Source organism: Streptomyces sp. NPDC024017 (assembly GCF_040638895.1).
Lineage (GTDB): Bacteria > Actinomycetota > Actinomycetes > Streptomycetales > Streptomycetaceae > Streptomyces.
Genome location: NZ_JBEZYZ010000006.1, coordinates 19,002 through 35,735 on the forward strand (window position 1 = coordinate 19,002; position 16,734 = coordinate 35,735).

Genomic DNA, 16,734 nt, shown 5'->3' on the forward strand with positions numbered 1-16,734 from the left:
CCTCAAGCGACACAGAATCCGGGAGGACCATCACCATGGCCATCACCGACGACCTGCGCAAGACCTTCAGCGACCCGACCCCGCTCTACTTCGCCGCAGGCACCGCCGACCTCGCCCTTCAGCAGGCCAAGAAGGTGCCGGCCCTGGTGGAGCAGCTGCGCTCCGAGGCTCCCGCGCGGATCGACGCCGTGCGCAACACCGACACCAAGGCCGTGCAGGAGAAGGCGTCCGCCCGGGCCAAGGAGGCCTCCGCCCGCGTCAAGGAGACGCAGGAGACCCTGCAGACCAAGGTCACGGAGTTCATCGGCTCCATCGACGTCGACATCAAGAAGCTCGGCAGCACGATCGACTCGGACCTGAAGAAGTTCGGCGAGAGCGCTCAGGACTTCGCGCTGCGCGGCGTCGGCGTGGCCGCCGAGTACGCCGTCAAGGCGCGCGAGACCTACGAGAAGGTCGCCGAGCACGGCGAGCAGGCCGTGCGGACCTGGCGCGGCGAGGCCGCCGACAGCATCGAGGACGTCGCCGAGGGCGTCGAGGAGCTGGCCGTGGCCGTCGAGCCGAAGCCGCAGCCGGTCGAGGTCAAGGAGGAGCCGGCGAAGCCGGCCGCCGCCGCCCAGGCGAAGAAGGCCCCCGCCGCCAAGAAGGCCCCGGCGCGCAAGACCACCACCGCGAAGAAGACCACCCCGCCCGCCAAGTAGGACGGCGGAGCGGCCACACGGGCCGGGCACCCTGGGGGTGTCCGGCCCGTTGTACGGGTACGGTGACCGCGTAGGACGAGCCGAGTCAGGTGGTGGACGTTGTGCTGATGCAGGGCTTCGCAGGGTTTATGTGGCTTCTGAGCATGGCTCTGATCGTTTTCAGCGGCTTCGCGTTGTTCGACGCGGCGGTGCGCCGGGAGGACGCCTACCGCGCGGCCGACAAGAAGACCAAGCCCTTCTGGCTGATCATCCTCGGGATCGCCTTCGTGGTGAACCTGCTCTTCCCGATCCTGTCGTTCCTGCCGATCATCGGCCTCATCGCGACGATCGTGTACATGGTCGACGTACGGCCCGCGATCCGGGCGCTCCCGGGCGGCGGCCGCAGCCGGCGCGGCTCCAGCAGCGACGGCCCCTACGGCCCGTACAACGGCGGCCGGTAAGGGCCCGCAGCGGCGTCGGCGCCTCGCGGCATCGGCGCCCGGGACGCCTACGGCACGCGGTCCAGCAGCAGGACCGCCACGTCGTCCGTCAGCTCGCCACCGTTGAGGTCGCGCACCTCGTTCACCGCCGCCCGCAGCAGCTGCTCGCCCCGCAGCCCCTCGGCGAACTGGCGGCGGACCATCTCCGTCATGCCGTCCTGGCCGAGCCGCTCCCGGCCCTGGCCGATGTGGCCCTCGATCAGGCCGTCGGTGTAGAGCATCAGGCTCCACTCGGCCCCCAGCTCCACCTGCATCCGCGGCCAGCGGGCGCCGGGCAGCAGCCCGAGCGCCGGGCCGTTGTTGTCGTACGGCAGCAGGCGGGCCGGTTTGCCCGGGCTGGCCAGCAGCGGCGACGGGTGACCCGCCAGGCACAGCCCGGCGCGGCGCCCGTCCGGCGCGATGTCCACCGTGCACAGGGTCGCGAAGATCTCGTCGTCGGCCCGCTCGTGCTCCAGCACCTGCTGGAGGGTGCCCAGCAGCTGGTCGCCGCACAGGCCCGCCAGCGTCAGCGCGCGCCACGCGATCCGCAGCTCCACACCGAGGGCGGCCTCGTCCGGGCCGTGCCCGCAGACGTCACCGATCATGGCGTGCACGGTGCCGTCCGGCGTGCGCACGACGTCGTAGAAGTCGCCGCCGAGCAGCGCGCGCGAGCGGCCCGGGCGGTAGCGGGCGGCGAACCGCAGCGAGGAGCCCTCCAGCAGCGGTGTCGGCAGCAGACCGCGCTCCAGGCGGCGGTTCTCCTGCGCGCGCAGCCGGCCCTCGGCGAGCCGGCGCTCGGCCGACTCGGAGCGCTTGCGCTCCACGGCGTAGCGGATCGCCCTGCTCAGCAGCCTGCCGTCCAGCTCGTCACGGAAGAGGTAGTCCTGGGCGCCCACGCGCACCGCCTCGGCGCCGCGCTCGGCGTCACCGGACGCGGTCAGTGCCAGCACGGCGTGCCGGGGCGCGAGCTCCAGCACGTGCCTGAGCACGGCGAGCTCGTCCTCGGAATCGCCGTGGCCCGGCGCGGGCAGCGCCAGGTCCAGCAGGATGCAGTGGACGTCGTCGGTCAGCAGCCGCCCGGCCTCCGTCAGGTTGCGGGCCGTGCGGACGCGGATCGGCTTGCCGGCCTGGTCGAGCATGTCCGGCACGATCGGCGAACCGGCCGGGTCGTCCTCGATCAGCAGCAGCGTCAGGTTGGTGTGGGCGGTGTTGTTCTCCACCTTGTCCGTGGTGTTCCCGGCGGTGTCCGGCGTGCGGCCCGCGGGCGAGGCGTCCTTCACGGACTCCTCGGCCGAGCCGCAGCGCGGGGACGCGGCCTGCGCCTGACCACTCTCCACGGCCGGGATCGCTCTCTGCCGCGGTATGGGTACGGGCATCGTCTTGGGTTCCTTCCCTCCCCCCGAGGGCACGGCGGGGACGAGGGACCTCGACCCACCGACGGGGACCATAGCGGGTGTCGGCGCCGCATTGGAATGGTGTGAGCCACGCCGCTGCGCCACCGGCCAGTGTCATATGCCGCGATATGCCCCGCAGTTGGACAGCTCGGAGATGCTGGGGGGATGACGAACGTCACGTCAGCGCATGTTTGGCCCGCGGTGAGGCGTGGACTGGGTCACGTGGGCCAGGTCACCGCAGGCGTCCGACATCCGGTGTGCGGTCGTCGGGCCGCCGCCCGCGTTCAGTCGGCGGCGGCGTCGGCGTCCGGCCGTACCACCCCGAGGATGGGCATGGATCCGGCCCCCGCGATCGTCACGGTCCGCCCGGGGCGCGGCGCGTGCACGATCGCCCCGTCGCCGATGTACATCGCGACATGGCTGGCGTCGCCGAAGTAGATGATGAGGTCGCCGGGGCGCATGTCCTGGACGTCGATGTGCCGCAGCTGCTTCCACTGCTCCTGCGAGGTGCGCGGGATGCCGCGTCCGGCTGACAGCCAGGCCTGTGACGTCAGCCCCGAGCAGTCGTAGGTCTTCGGGCCCTCGGCGCCCCACTGGTACGGCTTGCCGATCTGGGCCGTGGCGTACTTCACGGCCTTTTTGCCCTGCTCCGAGGCCTTTCCATTGATCTCCTGGAGTATGCCGGAGTCGAGCCAGGCGGTCTGCGCCTTGTTCGCGGCCTCCTTCTCCAGCTCGGCGAGGCGCTCCTGCTCCTCCTGCTGCAGCTCGGACTCGAGCTTCTCCGCCTGCGCGATCTGCTTCTCGATCTTCTTCTGCGCGGCGGCCTTGGCCTTGCGGCCCGCCTCCAGCTTCTTCCACTGCGCGGAGGCGTCCTTGGCGTACTGCTCCAAGTCCTCCTGGGTGCGGGTCAGTTCGCCGAGCAGGCCCTTGGTCGCACGGTGGCCCTCGCGGACCCGGCCCGCGCCGTCGAGGAAATCCCGTGGATCGTCGCTCAGCACCAGATGAGCCTCGGGCGGCAGCCCGCCCCCGCGGTACTGGGCGGCGGCCGCGGCGCCCGCACGGTCCTTCAGCTTCCTGAGCTTCTCCTGGCCCTTGACGATCTTCTTGGCCAGCTCGACGACCTCGGCGGACTGCTTGTCCGCCTTCTCCTCGGCGGCGTTGTACTCGTCGGTGGCGCGGCCCGCGGCGCGGTAGAGCTTGTCGAGCTTCTTGCGGACGGCCTCGAGGTCCTTGGCGGCAGCCGGCGTCGGGCCCGCGCTCGGGGTGGGTGAGGGGGTGGGGTTCGCGAACGCCGTGCCCGGTGCGGCCAGCACCGTGAGCGCGCAGACCACGGCCACCGCCGTCGCGATCAGGCCGCGCTTGCCCGTTCCCATACCTCAGCCCCCAAACTGATTAACCGTCAGTAACGTGCGTTTCGCCTGGGGATGCTGCCATGCCGGCTCGGAAAGCGACAGGGGGCAGTACTTCCCGTCACCCCATCGCAGGTATGCCACCGGCATCACGATCGCCCCGTTGGTGTGACGAACGACTCAAAGAGATCGTTCCCAACGGGCCCTTTCCGGACGAGAGGAGTCAGGCGCCCGGGGCCAATGCCTCCCACCGCACCGTCACTTCGCCCTGCCGCCACCGCGCCGGCCCGTCCGCCACCGGCCAGTCGGCCGTCAGGTCCCGTACCGCCCGGATCCAGCGCTGCCGGGCGCCGTAGGAGGCGTAGGGCGCGGCGGCCGCCCAGGCGCGGTCGAAGTCGCGCAGGAACGCGTGCACCGGCTCGCCCGGGACGTTGCGGTGGATGAGCGCCTTCGGCAGGCGTTCCGCCAGGTCCGAGGGGCGTTCCAGGGAGCCCAGCCGGGTCGCGAAGGTGACGGTGCGCGGTCCCTCCGGGCCGAGCGCGACCCACACGTGCCGGCGCCCGATCTCGTCGCAGGTCCCCTCGACCAGCAGCCCGCCGCGCGACCCGGTCGCCGGATCGGCCGGTGCGAGCCGTGCGCACAGCCGCCGCCACACGGCCTCGACTTCGCCCTCCTCGTACTGCCGCAGCACGTTCGCCGCGCGGACGAGCAGGGGCCGCTGCGGGATCGGGATCTCGAAGCCGCCGTGCCGGAAGGCGAGCCCCGCCCGCTCGTAGGGCAGCGCCGCCGCGACCCGGGCCGGTTCGATCTCGACACCCACCACACGCGCGCGTGGCGCGACCGTACGCAGGCGCTGCAGCAGCTCGACGGCCGTCCAGGGGGCGGCGCCGTAGCCGAGGTCGACCGCCACCGGGTCGGCGGCGCGGCGCAGCTCGGCGCCGTGCGTGGCCGCGATCCAGCGGTCCATGCGGCGCAGCCGATTGGGGTTGGTCGTCCCGCGCGTCACCGTGCCCAGGGGTCGGGTCGCTGCGCGGGATGCCATGCGTACGAGGGTATGCGGCCCCGGATGGGACCCCGGAGGGCCCTGGCCCCGGCCCCTCCGCCCTCGAACGGTTGAGCGACAGGCGGTAATGATTCGGTAAAACTCCTGAATCGGGAAATGGAGCACCTCCTTCCGGTGTTGCACCCCGTCGGAGGGCACCGTGCGCCCTGCGAAGGCATGCCCGGAGCGAGGAGGAACGCCACGTGAGCCAGTACATCGGCAGGCTCGGCCGGCGCTCCGCGTCGTCGCCGCCGCGCCTGCGGTTGCACCGCAGGCCCCGCCGCGTCGCGATGCTCTCCGTGCACACCTCCCCGCTCCACCAGCCGGGCACCGGCGACGCCGGGGGCATGAACGTCTACATCGTGGAGCTCGCCCAGCGCCTGGCCGCGCACGGCATCGAGGTCGAGATCTTCACGCGCGCGACCGCCGCCGCCCTCCCCCCGACCGTCGAGCTGGCCCCCGGCGTCCTCGTCCGGCACGTCGACGCCGGTCCCTACGAGGGCCTCAACAAGGAGGACCTCCCCGCCCAGCTGTGCGCCTTCACCCACGGTGTGATGCAGGCCTGGGCCGGGCACCGCCCCGGCCACTACGACCTGGTCCATTCGCACTACTGGCTCTCCGGCCACGTCGGCTGGCTCGCCGCCCAGCGCTGGGGCGTCCCCCTGGTGCACGCCATGCACACCATGGCCAAGGTCAAGAACGCCAACCTGGCCGACGGCGACACCCCCGAACCGGCCGCCCGCGTCATCGGCGAGACCCAGATCGTCTCCGCCGCCGACCGCCTCATCGCCAACACCACCGAAGAGGCCGACGAACTCGTACGGCACTACGCGGCCGAGACCGACAAGGTCGCCGTGGTCCACCCCGGTGTGAACCTCAGCCGCTTCTCGCCCGCCGACGGCCGCGCCGCCGCCCGGGCCCGCCTCGGTCTGCCCCAGGACGCGCTGATCCCGCTCTTCGCCGGCCGCATCCAGCCCCTGAAGGCCCCGGACGTGCTGCTGCGCGCCGTCGCCGTCCTCCTCGACGAGCGCCCCGAACTGCGCTCGCGCATCCTCGTGCCCGTCGTCGGCGGACCCTCCGGCAGCGGCCTCGCCAAGCCCGAGGGCCTGCAGAAGCTGGCCGCGCGCCTGGGCATCGCGGACGTCGTACGGTTCCGCCCGCCGGTCGGGCAGGAGCAGCTGGCGGACTGGTTCCGCGCCGCCTCCGTGCTGGTCATGCCCTCCTACAGCGAGTCCTTCGGCCTGGTCGCCATAGAGGCGCAGGCGGCGGGCACCCCGGTCCTCGCCGCGTCGGTCGGCGGTCTGCCGGTCGCCGTGCGCGACGGGCACACCGGCTTCCTCGTCCGCGGGCACGATCCGGCCGACTACGCGCGCGTGCTGGGCGCTTTCGCCGACGATCCGCAGCTGGCGCCCCGGCTGGGCGACCAGGCCGCCCGGCACGCCCAGTCCTTCGGCTGGGACACGGCGGCCGCCGCCACGGCGGACGTCTACACGGCCGCGATGCAGGCGCACCGCCGTCGCGTACGCTCGCTGCATGGGTGAAACCGATCAGCAACAGCGCGCGGCACAGGTCGTCGAGGGAGCGCTGAAGGACGCCGAACTGGAGTGGGAGAGCCCCCGGCCCGGCACCTACGTCGCGCAGCTCCCCGGCACCCGCAAGCTGAAGACGACGGTCTCCCTGATCGTCGGCCGCCACTCCCTGTCGCTGAACGCCTTCGTCATCCGCCACCCCGACGAGAACGAGCAGGGCGTCCACCGCTGGCTCCTGGAACGCAACCTCAAGCTCTACGGCGTGAGTTACGCCGTCGACCAGCACGGCGACGTCTACGTCACCGGCCGCCTCTCCCTGTCCGCCGTCACCGCCGACGAGCTCGACCGCCTGCTCGGCCAGGTCCTGGAGGCCTCCGACGGCGCCTTCAACACCCTGCTGGAGCTGGGCTTCGCCTCGGCGATCCGCAAGGAGTACGAGTGGCGGGTGTCGCGCGGGGAGCCGACGCGCAACCTGGACGCGTTCGCCCACCTCACCCAGCGCGCCGAGCGCTAGGGCCTGTCGTTTGGATCAGCCCGCAGACGCGGGGTCTGGCACGCGCCTCTGCCGCGTTGTCGTCGGTTGCCGACTCCCCCACGCTCGGCTGCGCTCGCGCGGGAGGGACCCCCATCGCGTCGACGCCCTCCTCCGCCTTGCAGAGACACGCACCAGACCCCGCTCACCGGCGTCGAACGGCACCGTCGCTTCCCTGCGACCTGATCCAAACGACAGGCCCTAACCGGCCCGATAACGCCCCGGCGGCACACCCACCAGCTTGCGGAAGTGCCGGGTGAGGTGCGACTGGTCGTAGAACCCGGCCGCCACCGCCACGTCGCCCGGTGAGCGCCCCTCGAGGAGCAGCCGCCGGGCGTGCCCCACGCGCAGGGACGTCAGGTACTGGTGCGGGGCGATGCCGTAGGCCGTGCTGAACGCCCGGACGAGATGGGCGGGATGGGCGCCGAGCAGCCCGGCGGCCTCCCGCAGTCCGACGCCCTCGACGATCCGCTCGTCCAGCAACTCGCGCAGCCGCCGCGCGAGAACGGGATCGGCCGGCCGAGGGGAAGCGGGGTCGCCCCGCAGATGCCCGCGCAACCGCTCCCCGACGAACAACAGCCTGCTCTCGGCCTCCAGTTCCTCACCGGGCCGGCCCAGCACGCCGTGCAACTGCCCCACACGCCGCCGCAGCAGGGGATCGCGCAGATCGGGCCGGTCGACGGCGGCCCCGATGAACTCGTCCCCGAGATGCGTCCCGTCGAGGTACAGCACCCGTTTGCGGAAGCCCTCCGCAGTGACGGGGGAGCCGTTGTGCGGCACGTGCGGCGGCAGCAGCGACACGCTGTCGTGCGGGGTGCCGTGCTCGTGCCGGTCGAGGTCGTACCGCACGGCGCCGGTGTCGACGATCAGCAGCGTCCAGGCGTCGTGGACGTGCATCGGATACGCGTACTCGGTGAACCGCGCGTGGAAGACCTCGACGACACCCGGGACGGCGGGCCGCCAGGCGGAGACGATCCGCTGCCGGTCCGGCCCGCTCGTGCGGGTGGGCGGAGAAGCCATGCAAAGAACGTACAAGACCCCGGCGGAGGGCGCCGGGCACGCTCGGACCATGAACACCGAACCGATCCGCTTCGACACGAAGATCGCCGTACTGCTGCGCGCGGACCTGGAGCCCTGGCAGCGCCTCAATGTGACATCGTTCCTGGTCAGCGGCCTGGGAACCCAGCTTCCCGAGGTGATCGGCGAACCGTACGAGGACGCGGACGGCGTGCCCTACCTCCCCATGTTCCGCCAGCCGGTCATGGTCTTCGAGGCCACCAAGGAAACCCTGACCACCGCCCACGCCCGTGCCCTCTCCCGCGCCCTGCCCCGCGCGGTCTTCACCTCCGACCTCTTCTCCACGGGCAACGACCGCGACAACCGCGCCGCCGTACGGGCCGTGCCGACCGCGGACCTGGATCTCGCGGGGCTCGCGGTCTACGGCCCGAAGAACGCCGTGGACAAGGTGGTGAAGGGGGCGCGCATGCACCCGTGAGTCCGGACGCGGGCGGGAGGACGACCAAAGTCGCGGGCGCGTAGACCAACGGCTGACGACAGGGCGGGCGGCTCCTGAAGAGACTGCTCCCATGGAGGAAGCCAGGAACGTTCCCATGCGGAAGAGCCCCCGGGCGCGGGCGGGCAAGGCCATCGAACTCGCCGAATCGGCCTGGGTCATCGTGCTCTTCTGCGTCGCCTGCGGTGCCGTGGCCGGCGCCCTGCTCCCGCTCCTCGCCCGCCTGCTGCTGGCCCTCCCGTGGTCACCGCTCGAAGGCCCGGCCGAGCTGCTGACCTCGGTCCCGGAACCCGCCCTCACCCTCGGCACCACCGCGGTCGGCGTGCTCGGCGGCCTGCTGCTCGGCTTCACGGCGGCGCACGAGTCGCTGTCCGTCCGCGTCTGCGACACCCACGTGACCCTGACCGTCCGGGACAGCGCCCAGGAGTTCAGCCGCGAGGAGATCGCCGTGTTCTTCCGGGACGGCAAGCAACTCGTCCTGCTCGGCCCGGACAGCCTCGAACTGGCGCGGGAACACTGCGGCCTGAACTGGCAGCGTCTCGCGGACGCCCTGACCGGGCACGGCTACCCGTGGGCGCCGGAGGATCCGCACCGCGCCGAGTTCCGCCGCTGGGTGCCCGGCACCCCCGGCCTGCCCGCGGGCGCGGACGCCCTGCTGCGGGCCCGCGCCCAGGCCCGCAAGGACGAGGACGACGCCGAGGAGGCCCGGGAGTTGCGCGGGGAACTGCTACGGCTGGGAGTGGTCGTGCGGGACGAGGACAGGCGGCAGTACGTCCGGGTCGTGACCGGTGCGGTCAGCGGGTGACGTCGGCGGGTGAGGCCCGTGACGTCGGCGGATGTCGGCCGGTGATGTCGGCCGGTGACGTCAGCCGGTGACCTCGAAGGGCCCGCGCCGGGCGTCAGGGCGTCAGGGCGTACAGGCGGCGGCGATCGACACGCTGTTCTCGTAGAGGTGATGCCGGGTGATCCGCCCGCCCTCGACGGTGAGCCGCAACGCGAAGGGCCCCGAGAAGGCCTTGCCGGTCGCCCGGACGGTCCCGGAGAGCTGCCCCATCAGCACGGCGTCGGTCCCGTCGACGAGAACGGTGTCGACGGACGCGCGGGCCTCCTCCGGGACGGTGTACCGGGCCAGCTCATCGGCCTGCGCCGCACATTCGGCGGCGGTGGACCGAGGCCGGATCCAGGGCACGGCCGCGTTCTCGGCGAGCATCCAGTCGACGGTGTCGGCGAAGAGAGCCGTGAGTCCTTCGGTGTCGCCCGCGAGGCGGAGTTCGAGGAACTTCCGGACGGTGGAGCGGGTGGCTTCCGCGGTGTCGGTAGGCGTCATGGAACCCAGCCTGCCGGGGCGCCGGAGGATCGTCGATTACCTCGGAGGTAACCCGAGCGGTGCTGGTCCTCACCTTCCTGGTGGGCCCGTGGGTTCCCGGGGTGGGAGTGCGGCGGCCCTGATCCTAGAATCGAACGCATGAACGATCCAGAGTCGCGGCTCGCGCTGCTCCGCTTCCTGGAGCGCGTGCAGGAGCGCGACCTGGCACGCACCCGTCGGTGGATCGCGGACGAGGAACGCCGCCAGGCCGAACACCGCCGCGGCCTCCTGGCCCGGCCGCCCTCCCCGGACTGGCTGATCGAGCGCGGTCTGTCCGGACAGGAGTCCGTGTACGTCCACGTCGGCGGCTGCTGGAACGCCGGCCGGCGCAGCAAGGGCGTCGACCGCGACCATGCCCGGCGGGCCCTCGCCGAGGGAATCAAGGCCTGCCCGCAGTGCAGGCCGGACACGGAGCTCGGCTTTGTGGACGGGTAGTGCGGCCGTCCCGGGGGGAGGGTGGGACGCGACGCCCGCGCCCGGAGTCCCGCCCCGTTGTCAGTGCCCGGGGCTAGGGTCTTCGACGCGCGGCCGGCTTCCGGGGGTTCCAGCTCTGCAGGGAATGGTTGCATCCCCGATCTGTCCGGGGGCGGCCCGGAGAAGTCGTCCGGGACCCAACCGACGTTCGGGCTTCGTCGATGGCCAGCGGGAGACCTGCCAGCGCCGGCCGCGCAGCCCGTCCCGTGCGTCCGGGGCGCCGGGTGTGGGACCACGTGCGGAGAGACGATCATGCCGGTATGTCTGCGAACCAGCCCTCCGCAACACCGGCCGTCACGCGGCTCACCCACTACACGAAGACCGAGCAGGACGAGATCCTCGGCACCGGCGACGACCCCTTCGGTGTTGCCGGGGCCGGTCTGACCTGGCTTCCCAAGGAGGAACACTTCGGCGTCCGACTCGACGGCCGGCTGGTGGCACACGCCGGTCTGCTGCGGCTGCCCATAGCGATCGGGGACGTGGAGACAGAGGTGGTGGGCGTCGGGGGAGTGGCCGTTGCGCCCGGCGTACGGGGTCAGGGCCTGGCCCGGCTCGTGCTCGCGGCGGCCCTCGACCACGCTCGCACACAGGGCCCCCGGCATGCGCTCCTGTTCTGCCGGCCTCCTCTCGTGCCGCTGTACCAGCGCCTCGGATGGCACCCGCTCGACACGGACGTAGTCGTCGAGCAACCCGGCTCCCGCTTGGTAACCATGCCGCTGCGCACCATGGTGACGCCCCTGCACGGCACCGCGGGCTGGCCTTCCGGGCGGGTGCGACTGCACTCCCTGCCGATGTGACGGGCCGGGAGGTCACGACGTCGCCGCGGCCCGCGAACACCGTCACGCCGGGGAGCGGTGTGCCTCCCGCGCGAGCGACATGACCTGAACCGGCTGGGTCACAGAGTCCCGCTCCGTCGTGCCTCCCTGCTCGGCCCGGCCGGCAGCACCCCGACCCCGTCTACCTTCTCCGCCTCCTCCGGCACCCGCCGCATCAGCACGGCGTACCCCACCCCGGCCACCGTCCCCACCACCGCGCACAACCCCCACAACCACCGCGCCCCGAACCGGTCGATGACGACCCCGGACAGCAGTGGAGCGACGAGGGCGGCCACGGACCAGGACATCGTGTACATGCCCTGGTAGCGCCCGCGTCCGTGCACCGGGGACAGCCGTACGACAAGACTCGTCTGGGTCGGCGCGTTGACGATCTCCGCCAGCGTCCACACGCACACCGTGAGCGCGATGACCCCCAAAGACCCCGCGAAGGCGGTGAGCGCGAAGCCGTACCCCGCGAGGACGGACGAGACGACCAGTAGCCGGCGGGGATCCCGGTGTTCGATGAAGCGGGTGACCGGGATCTGGAGGACGACGATCAGTACGCCGTTGACGGCGATCGCCATGCCGTACTCGGCCGGAGTGAAACCGGCCTCGCCCATCGCCACCGGCAGCCCCACCGCCCCCTGCTGGAAGATCAGCGCGACGAGGAAGGACAGCCCGACGACGCTCATGAACCGCCCGTCGCGCAGCACGGTGCGCAGACTCATGGAGTTGTCCGGGGCGCCCGCCTGCACCGCCGTCTCGGCCGGCTTGGACTCCGGCAGCCGAAGGAAGACGAGGATCGCGCAGGCCATCGTCATCCCCGCCTCGATCAGGAACCCGGCGCGATAGCTGACCTCGGCGATGAACCCGGCGGCCATGGAGGAGACGGCGAAGCCGAGGTTGATGGCCCAGTAGTTCAGGGAGAAGGCGCGGATGCGGTCCTCGGGCCGGACGATGTCGGCCATCATCGCCTGCACGGCGGGCCGCGAGGCGTTGCTCGCCATGCCGACGAGGAAGGCGACGCCGGCGATCGCGACCGGGTCGCGCACGAAGCCCAGCAGCGCCACGGACACGGCGGTCGAGGCCTGCGCGATCAGCAGGGTCGGCCGCCGGCCCAGCCGGTCGGTCATCACCCCGCCGCCCAGCGAGGAGACCACCCCGCCGAGCCCGTGCAGGGAGGCGACCAGACCCGCGTACGTGGCGGAGTAGCCGCGGTCGACCGTCAGGTACAGCGCCATGAACGTGGCGACGAACGCGCCGAGCCGGTTGACCAGCGTGCTGGTCCACAGCCACCAGAACTCGCGGGGGAGACCGGAGACCGTCTCCCGGACGGCACGTCGGGCACGCAGGGCGTACGGCATGGATCCCCCGGAGGCAAAGGTGACAGCGGCGCTCGTAGCCGGCGCATGTAAGCAGCGCTGGCGGCATACGCAAATTACAAGCCGTCGGTTGCCAGGGGCCACTCGATTAGCAGATCCGGTCAAACGTCCGCCTGCCGGGCAGCCACGCGAACGGGCGAAAGCGTGGATTACGCTCTGAGGCATGGCCGACGCACCGTACAAGCTGATCCTCCTCCGCCACGGCGAGAGCGAGTGGAACGCGAAGAACCTGTTCACCGGCTGGGTGGACGTGAACCTCAACGAGAAGGGCGAGAAGGAGGCAGTCCGCGGTGGCGAACTCCTGAAGGACGCCGACCTCCTCCCCGACGTGGTCCACACGTCCCTCCAGAAGCGCGCGATCCGCACGGCCCAGCTGGCCCTGGAGTCCGCGGACCGCCACTGGATCCCGGTCCACCGCTCGTGGCGCCTGAACGAGCGCCACTACGGCGCCCTGCAGGGCAAGGACAAGGCACAGACGCTCGCCGAGTTCGGCGAGGAGCAGTTCATGCTGTGGCGCCGGTCCTACGACACCCCGCCCCCGCCGCTGGACGTCGACGCCGAGTACTCCCAGTTCGCCGACCCGCGCTACGCGACCCTCCCGCCGGAGCTGCGCCCGCGCACGGAGTGCCTGAAGGACGTCGTCGTCCGCATGCTCCCGTACTGGTTCGACGCGATCGTCCCCGACCTGCTGACCGGCCGCACGGTCCTGGTCGCGGCCCACGGCAACTCGCTCCGCGCCCTGGTCAAGCACCTCGACGGCATCTCCGACGCGGACATCGCGGGCCTCAACATCCCCACGGGCATCCCGCTCTCCTACGAGCTCGACGCCGACTTCAAGCCCCTGAACCCGGGCGGCACATACCTGGACCCCGAGGCGGCTGCGGCGGCCATCGAGGCGGTCAAGAACCAGGGGAAGAAGAAGTAGCGCGACGCTAGAAAGCCCCCGACCTGCGGTTTCTTGGCAGGGTGGGGGCTTTTTGGTGAGGCTGGGCCGTCCCTGGGCCGTCGCGCTTAGACATCGTTTCTGATGGCGTGATCGCTCGTTGAGCCGTGCATGACGGATCTGGTGGAGCGGTTGGTGCCCGACGAGTTGTGGGTGCTGTTTCGGCGGGTGGTCCCTCCGACGGAGGTCATACGGCCGCAAGGTGGCGGGCGGCGTCGGGCCGGTGACCGCGAATGCCTGGCAGCGATCATCTTCGTGGCCACTTCGGGCTGCACCTGGCGGCAGCTGCCGCCGGTATTCGGGCCGGCCTGGCCCACGGTCTACCGGCGCTTCGCCCAGTGGGCGGGGAGCGGGTGTGGACCCGGCTGCACCGGGTGATCCTCGACGAACTCGGCGCTCGGGGCGAGCTGGACTGGTCGCGGTGCGCGATCGACTCTGTCAGCGTCCAGGCGGAAAAGGGGGCCACTGACCGGACCGAATCCGACCGACCGTGGCAAGCCGGGCTCGAAAATCCACCTCATCACCGACCGAAACGGCATGCCGCTGTCGCTGGGCATCTCCGGTGCCAACATGCACGACAGCCTCGGCCTCAAGCCGCTCGTGCGCGGGATCCCGCCCATCCGCTCCCGCCGTGGCCCGCGCCGCCGGCGTCCGGCCAAGCTCCATGCCGACAAGGGCTACGACTACGACCACCTGCGGAAGTGGCTTCGTGAGCGTCGCATCCGCCACCGCATCGCCCGCAAGGGCATCGAGTCGTCCACGCGGCTCGGCCGACACCGTTGGGTCGTCGAGAGAACGGTCTCCTGGCTGGGCGGATGTCGAAGGCTGCACCGCCGTTACGAGCGAAAGGCCGAGCACTTCCTGGCCTTCGTCGGCATAGCCGCATCCCTCATCAGCTACCGCCGACTCACCAACTGAAACGGTGTCTTAGGGAAGTGCTGCGCCTGTTCCGCGACTGGGCTACCTCGGTGAGCGATGAGCCCTAGTCAACGGGTGATCGCGACCGGGTCTGGCCGTCTCAGTTTCCGTCTCATTCACCGTCGTTCACTGCTGTTCAGACCAGACCTGGGGGCGCTGCCACGAAGGTGGCCGTCACCCACGAACGCAGGTGAACGCCCTCGTACACCGCCCAGCACCCCACCAACACAGCTGGAAATCGTGTTGGCGTGAGAGCCGAGCGGGTACTGCGCCCGGTCGGCGATACGTGATCAGCTTGGGGTGTGGAGACCATCATCGCCAGTGCCATAGCCGTTCTGGGGACGCTGCTCGGCTCGGGGCTCACCCTGGCGTTTCAGCAGCGCACCACCGACAAGGGGCATCAGTTCACCCGCCATGAGAGGCTCCGGCAGGAGCGACTCGATGCTTACTCCGCCTACGCCGGCGCACTCGTCAACTACCGCCGCTGCCTGGTACATCTCTGGTTCTGCGAACACGAACAACCACCGCACGAGGACCCCAGCGTGGTGCGAGTCCGCGCATACGACCTGCGTTCCAACGCCCAAGAAGCTCTCTTCCGGGTGCAGATGATCACCGATGACGACGCCTTGAGCGAGGCAGCAGAAGCTGCACTTGCGGACGTCACAGCCCTGACCAAGACGGACAGCAGGACCGAACTGGACCAGCGCAGGGTGAAGACCCGCGACGACATCAGCCGACTGGTCCGAGCGTCCAAGCGCCATCTCTGATGCGCCTGCCAACGCGTCTGCACGTAGGGTCAGTCCGCCAGAGCCGTACGCCGGGCGGGCCGCACGAGCAGGGCGAGGAGGCCTACGAGTCTCACTGGGGCCGGCCGTTCCCCCGAACCGAACTCGAAGTTCCGCGAACCGCACTGCGAGCGCATCGGGGAGCCGCTGCCGCTGAGGACCGCCCCGAAATGGGCCGATGAGCGGAACCCCGGGCCGTCAGTCACGTCCGCGGCCCCGGCGGCATCATCGTCGCGCCGGCCGAGGAGATCCGCTGACGGGTCGGAATTCGGTGGCGGACCCGCCCCGCCCGGTCCACCATGCCCGCATGGTCTCAGGCGAGCACACCGGCGAGCACACCGGCGAACGAGCGGCGAACGAGCCGTCAGCGATTGCAGCGATGTCAGCGAGTACAGCGATAGCAGCGAGTTCAGCGACGTCGGGGACGGACCGGTGGACGCAGTCGACCATCTACCCCGACATGTGGGTCGACCCCGACGACGACCCCCGCGAGACCGACGACCAACCGGTCGACGAGCGCGGCATTCTCCTCGACCACCTGCGCGCCTACCGCCTCACTCTGGAGATGAAGTGCGCGGGCCTGGACGCCGAGCAGATGGCCCGGCGATCCACCCCGCCGTCCACGATGTCCCTGCTCGGGCTGGTGCGGCACCTGACGGAGGAGGAGCGGCACGTTCGCCGGGTGATGGCCGGCGAGGACGCGCCGAAGCTGTACCGCACGGAGGAAGACCGGGACGGTGACTTCAACGGTGCGGTCGCCGACCCGGCGGTCGTGGACGAGGCCTGGCGGCAGTGGCGTACCGAGGTCGAGCGCACCGATCGCTACCTGGCCGGCGTCACCGACCTCGCCACCCGCAACGCCGGCCGCTCCGACTTCGGCCCCGAACCCGGCGGACGACTCCAGCTCCGCGAGATCCTGGTCGCGCAGATCGCGGAGTACGCACGGCACTGCGGCCACGCCGACCTCCTGCGCGAACGGATCGACGGCCGCGTCGGGCAATGAGCACCTGCCCATGAAAAATTCGGCGGCAAAAGACTTCGGCGGCGATGTCGAGAACCCGTGCCCTGCTCCGTCCCCGGGGTGAAGGCGGCCAAGATGGGTCGCACCGGTACCGAGGAGAGACACGATGGCCAAGTACCTGCTGCTGAAGCACTACCGCGGCGCCCCGGCTTCGTCCAACGACGTCCCCATGGACCAGTGGACGCCGGAGGAGATCTCGGCCCACGTGCAGTACATGAACGACTTCGCGGCGCGGCTGGAGAAGACCGGCGAGTTCGTCGACAGCCAGGCGCTCGCCCCCCAGGGAGCGTGGGTCCGCTACGACGGTGAGGGGCGCCCGCCGGTCACCGACGGACCGTTCGCGGAGACCAAGGACCTCATCGCCGGCTGGATGATCGTCGACGTCGACGGCTACGAGCGCGCCGTCGAGCTGGCCGGTGAGCTGTCAGCCGCCCCCGGGGCGGGAGGGAAGCCGATCCACGAGTGGCTGGAGGTGCGCCCGTTCATGGGCGCCAAGCCCTGCATCACGGAGTGAG

General features: G+C 71.2%; 18 protein-coding genes and 1 pseudogene. 13 read left to right on the top strand and 6 right to left on the bottom strand.

Translation table 11 applies throughout. The features are described from left to right. Positions 1–35: 35 nt before the first annotated feature. Together AB0G20_RS17100 and AB0G20_RS17105 are read left to right on the top strand one after the other, a co-directional pair. Positions 36–698, top strand: coding sequence for a hypothetical protein (locus AB0G20_RS17100; protein ID WP_361302510.1), 663 nt, complete (start codon positions 36–38; stop codon positions 696–698). A 107-nt stretch (positions 699–805) separates the two neighbouring features. After that, entirely contained in the window at positions 806–1,138 is a 333-nt protein-coding gene (locus AB0G20_RS17105; protein ID WP_361303822.1) for a DUF2516 family protein, read from the top strand. Between the two features lie 47 nt (positions 1,139–1,185). Here AB0G20_RS17105 and AB0G20_RS17110 read toward each other — a convergent pair whose 3' ends face one another. The 3 genes from AB0G20_RS17110 to AB0G20_RS17120 form a co-directional block, all read right to left on the bottom strand. Continuing rightward, positions 1,186–2,532, bottom strand: a complete 1,347-nt coding sequence (locus tag AB0G20_RS17110) for a SpoIIE family protein phosphatase (RefSeq protein WP_361302513.1) — start codon at positions 2,530–2,532, stop codon at positions 1,186–1,188. Positions 2,533–2,834: 302 nt separating this feature from the next. Further along, positions 2,835–3,923 (bottom strand): NlpC/P60 family protein, encoded by a 1,089-nt coding sequence (locus tag AB0G20_RS17115; protein ID WP_361302516.1) that lies wholly within the window; start codon positions 3,921–3,923, stop codon positions 2,835–2,837. A gap of 199 nt (positions 3,924–4,122) precedes the next feature. After that, positions 4,123–4,941, bottom strand: coding sequence for a class I SAM-dependent methyltransferase (locus tag AB0G20_RS17120; protein ID WP_361302519.1), 819 nt, complete (start codon positions 4,939–4,941; stop codon positions 4,123–4,125). 203 nt (positions 4,942–5,144) lie between these two features. On the opposite strand from AB0G20_RS17120, the gene mshA reads away from it, so the two are divergent. Together mshA and AB0G20_RS17130 are read left to right on the top strand one after the other, a co-directional pair. Further along, on the top strand, positions 5,145–6,482 hold the full coding sequence (gene mshA, locus AB0G20_RS17125) for a D-inositol-3-phosphate glycosyltransferase (RefSeq protein ID WP_361302522.1): 1,338 nt from the start codon (positions 5,145–5,147) through the stop codon (positions 6,480–6,482). Beyond that, positions 6,475–6,984 carry a YbjN domain-containing protein gene (locus tag AB0G20_RS17130; RefSeq protein ID WP_361302525.1) on the top strand — a complete coding sequence of 170 codons (510 nt, stop codon included), beginning with the start codon at positions 6,475–6,477 and terminating at the stop codon, positions 6,982–6,984. Before mshA ends, AB0G20_RS17130 begins: the two co-directional genes overlap by 8 nt. Positions 6,985–7,203: 219 nt before the next feature. Here AB0G20_RS17130 and AB0G20_RS17135 read toward each other — a convergent pair whose 3' ends face one another. Beyond that, the gene (locus tag AB0G20_RS17135) at positions 7,204–8,022 is read right to left on the bottom strand and encodes an AraC family transcriptional regulator (RefSeq protein ID WP_361302528.1); all 819 of its coding nucleotides are present in this window, start codon (positions 8,020–8,022) and stop codon (positions 7,204–7,206) included. Between the two features lie 49 nt (positions 8,023–8,071). Here AB0G20_RS17135 and AB0G20_RS17140 point away from each other — a divergent pair, with 49 nt between their 5' ends. Then, complete coding sequence (locus tag AB0G20_RS17140) at positions 8,072–8,497, top strand: DUF2000 domain-containing protein (RefSeq protein WP_361302531.1); 426 nt, start codon at positions 8,072–8,074, stop codon at positions 8,495–8,497. A gap of 115 nt (positions 8,498–8,612) precedes the next feature. Next, the gene (locus AB0G20_RS17145; protein WP_361302534.1) at positions 8,613–9,320 is read left to right on the top strand and encodes a hypothetical protein; all 708 of its coding nucleotides are present in this window, start codon (positions 8,613–8,615) and stop codon (positions 9,318–9,320) included. Positions 9,321–9,422: 102 nt separating this feature from the next. Here AB0G20_RS17145 and AB0G20_RS17150 read toward each other — a convergent pair whose 3' ends face one another. After that, the gene (locus tag AB0G20_RS17150; RefSeq protein ID WP_361302537.1) at positions 9,423–9,842 is read right to left on the bottom strand and encodes a nuclear transport factor 2 family protein; all 420 of its coding nucleotides are present in this window, start codon (positions 9,840–9,842) and stop codon (positions 9,423–9,425) included. 138 nt (positions 9,843–9,980) lie between these two features. Between AB0G20_RS17150 and AB0G20_RS17155 the strand changes: the two genes are divergently transcribed. Together AB0G20_RS17155 and AB0G20_RS17160 are read left to right on the top strand one after the other, a co-directional pair. After that, positions 9,981–10,316 (top strand): DUF6233 domain-containing protein, encoded by a 336-nt coding sequence (locus tag AB0G20_RS17155; RefSeq protein ID WP_361302540.1) that lies wholly within the window; start codon positions 9,981–9,983, stop codon positions 10,314–10,316. A 299-nt stretch (positions 10,317–10,615) separates the two neighbouring features. After that, positions 10,616–11,152 (top strand): GNAT family N-acetyltransferase, encoded by a 537-nt coding sequence (locus AB0G20_RS17160; RefSeq protein WP_361302543.1) that lies wholly within the window; start codon positions 10,616–10,618, stop codon positions 11,150–11,152. Positions 11,153–11,250: 98 nt separating this feature from the next. Here AB0G20_RS17160 and AB0G20_RS17165 read toward each other — a convergent pair whose 3' ends face one another. After that, the gene (locus tag AB0G20_RS17165) at positions 11,251–12,534 is read right to left on the bottom strand and encodes an MFS transporter (protein ID WP_361302546.1); all 1,284 of its coding nucleotides are present in this window, start codon (positions 12,532–12,534) and stop codon (positions 11,251–11,253) included. Between the two features lie 181 nt (positions 12,535–12,715). Here AB0G20_RS17165 and AB0G20_RS17170 point away from each other — a divergent pair, with 181 nt between their 5' ends. From AB0G20_RS17170 to AB0G20_RS17190, 5 genes and pseudogenes are all read left to right on the top strand, one after another. Next, the gene (locus AB0G20_RS17170; protein ID WP_361302549.1) at positions 12,716–13,477 is read left to right on the top strand and encodes a phosphoglyceromutase; all 762 of its coding nucleotides are present in this window, start codon (positions 12,716–12,718) and stop codon (positions 13,475–13,477) included. 129 nt (positions 13,478–13,606) lie between these two features. Continuing rightward, positions 13,607–14,413 (top strand): annotated as a pseudogene (locus tag AB0G20_RS17175) (IS5 family transposase). Between the two features lie 302 nt (positions 14,414–14,715). Then, the gene (locus tag AB0G20_RS17180) at positions 14,716–15,180 is read left to right on the top strand and encodes a hypothetical protein (protein WP_361302552.1); all 465 of its coding nucleotides are present in this window, start codon (positions 14,716–14,718) and stop codon (positions 15,178–15,180) included. 478 nt (positions 15,181–15,658) lie between these two features. Next, the gene (locus AB0G20_RS17185) at positions 15,659–16,201 is read left to right on the top strand and encodes a DinB family protein (protein WP_361302555.1); all 543 of its coding nucleotides are present in this window, start codon (positions 15,659–15,661) and stop codon (positions 16,199–16,201) included. A 124-nt stretch (positions 16,202–16,325) separates the two neighbouring features. After that, complete coding sequence (locus tag AB0G20_RS17190) at positions 16,326–16,733, top strand: YciI family protein (protein WP_361302558.1); 408 nt, start codon at positions 16,326–16,328, stop codon at positions 16,731–16,733. The last annotated feature ends 1 nt before the right edge of the window (position 16,734 follow it).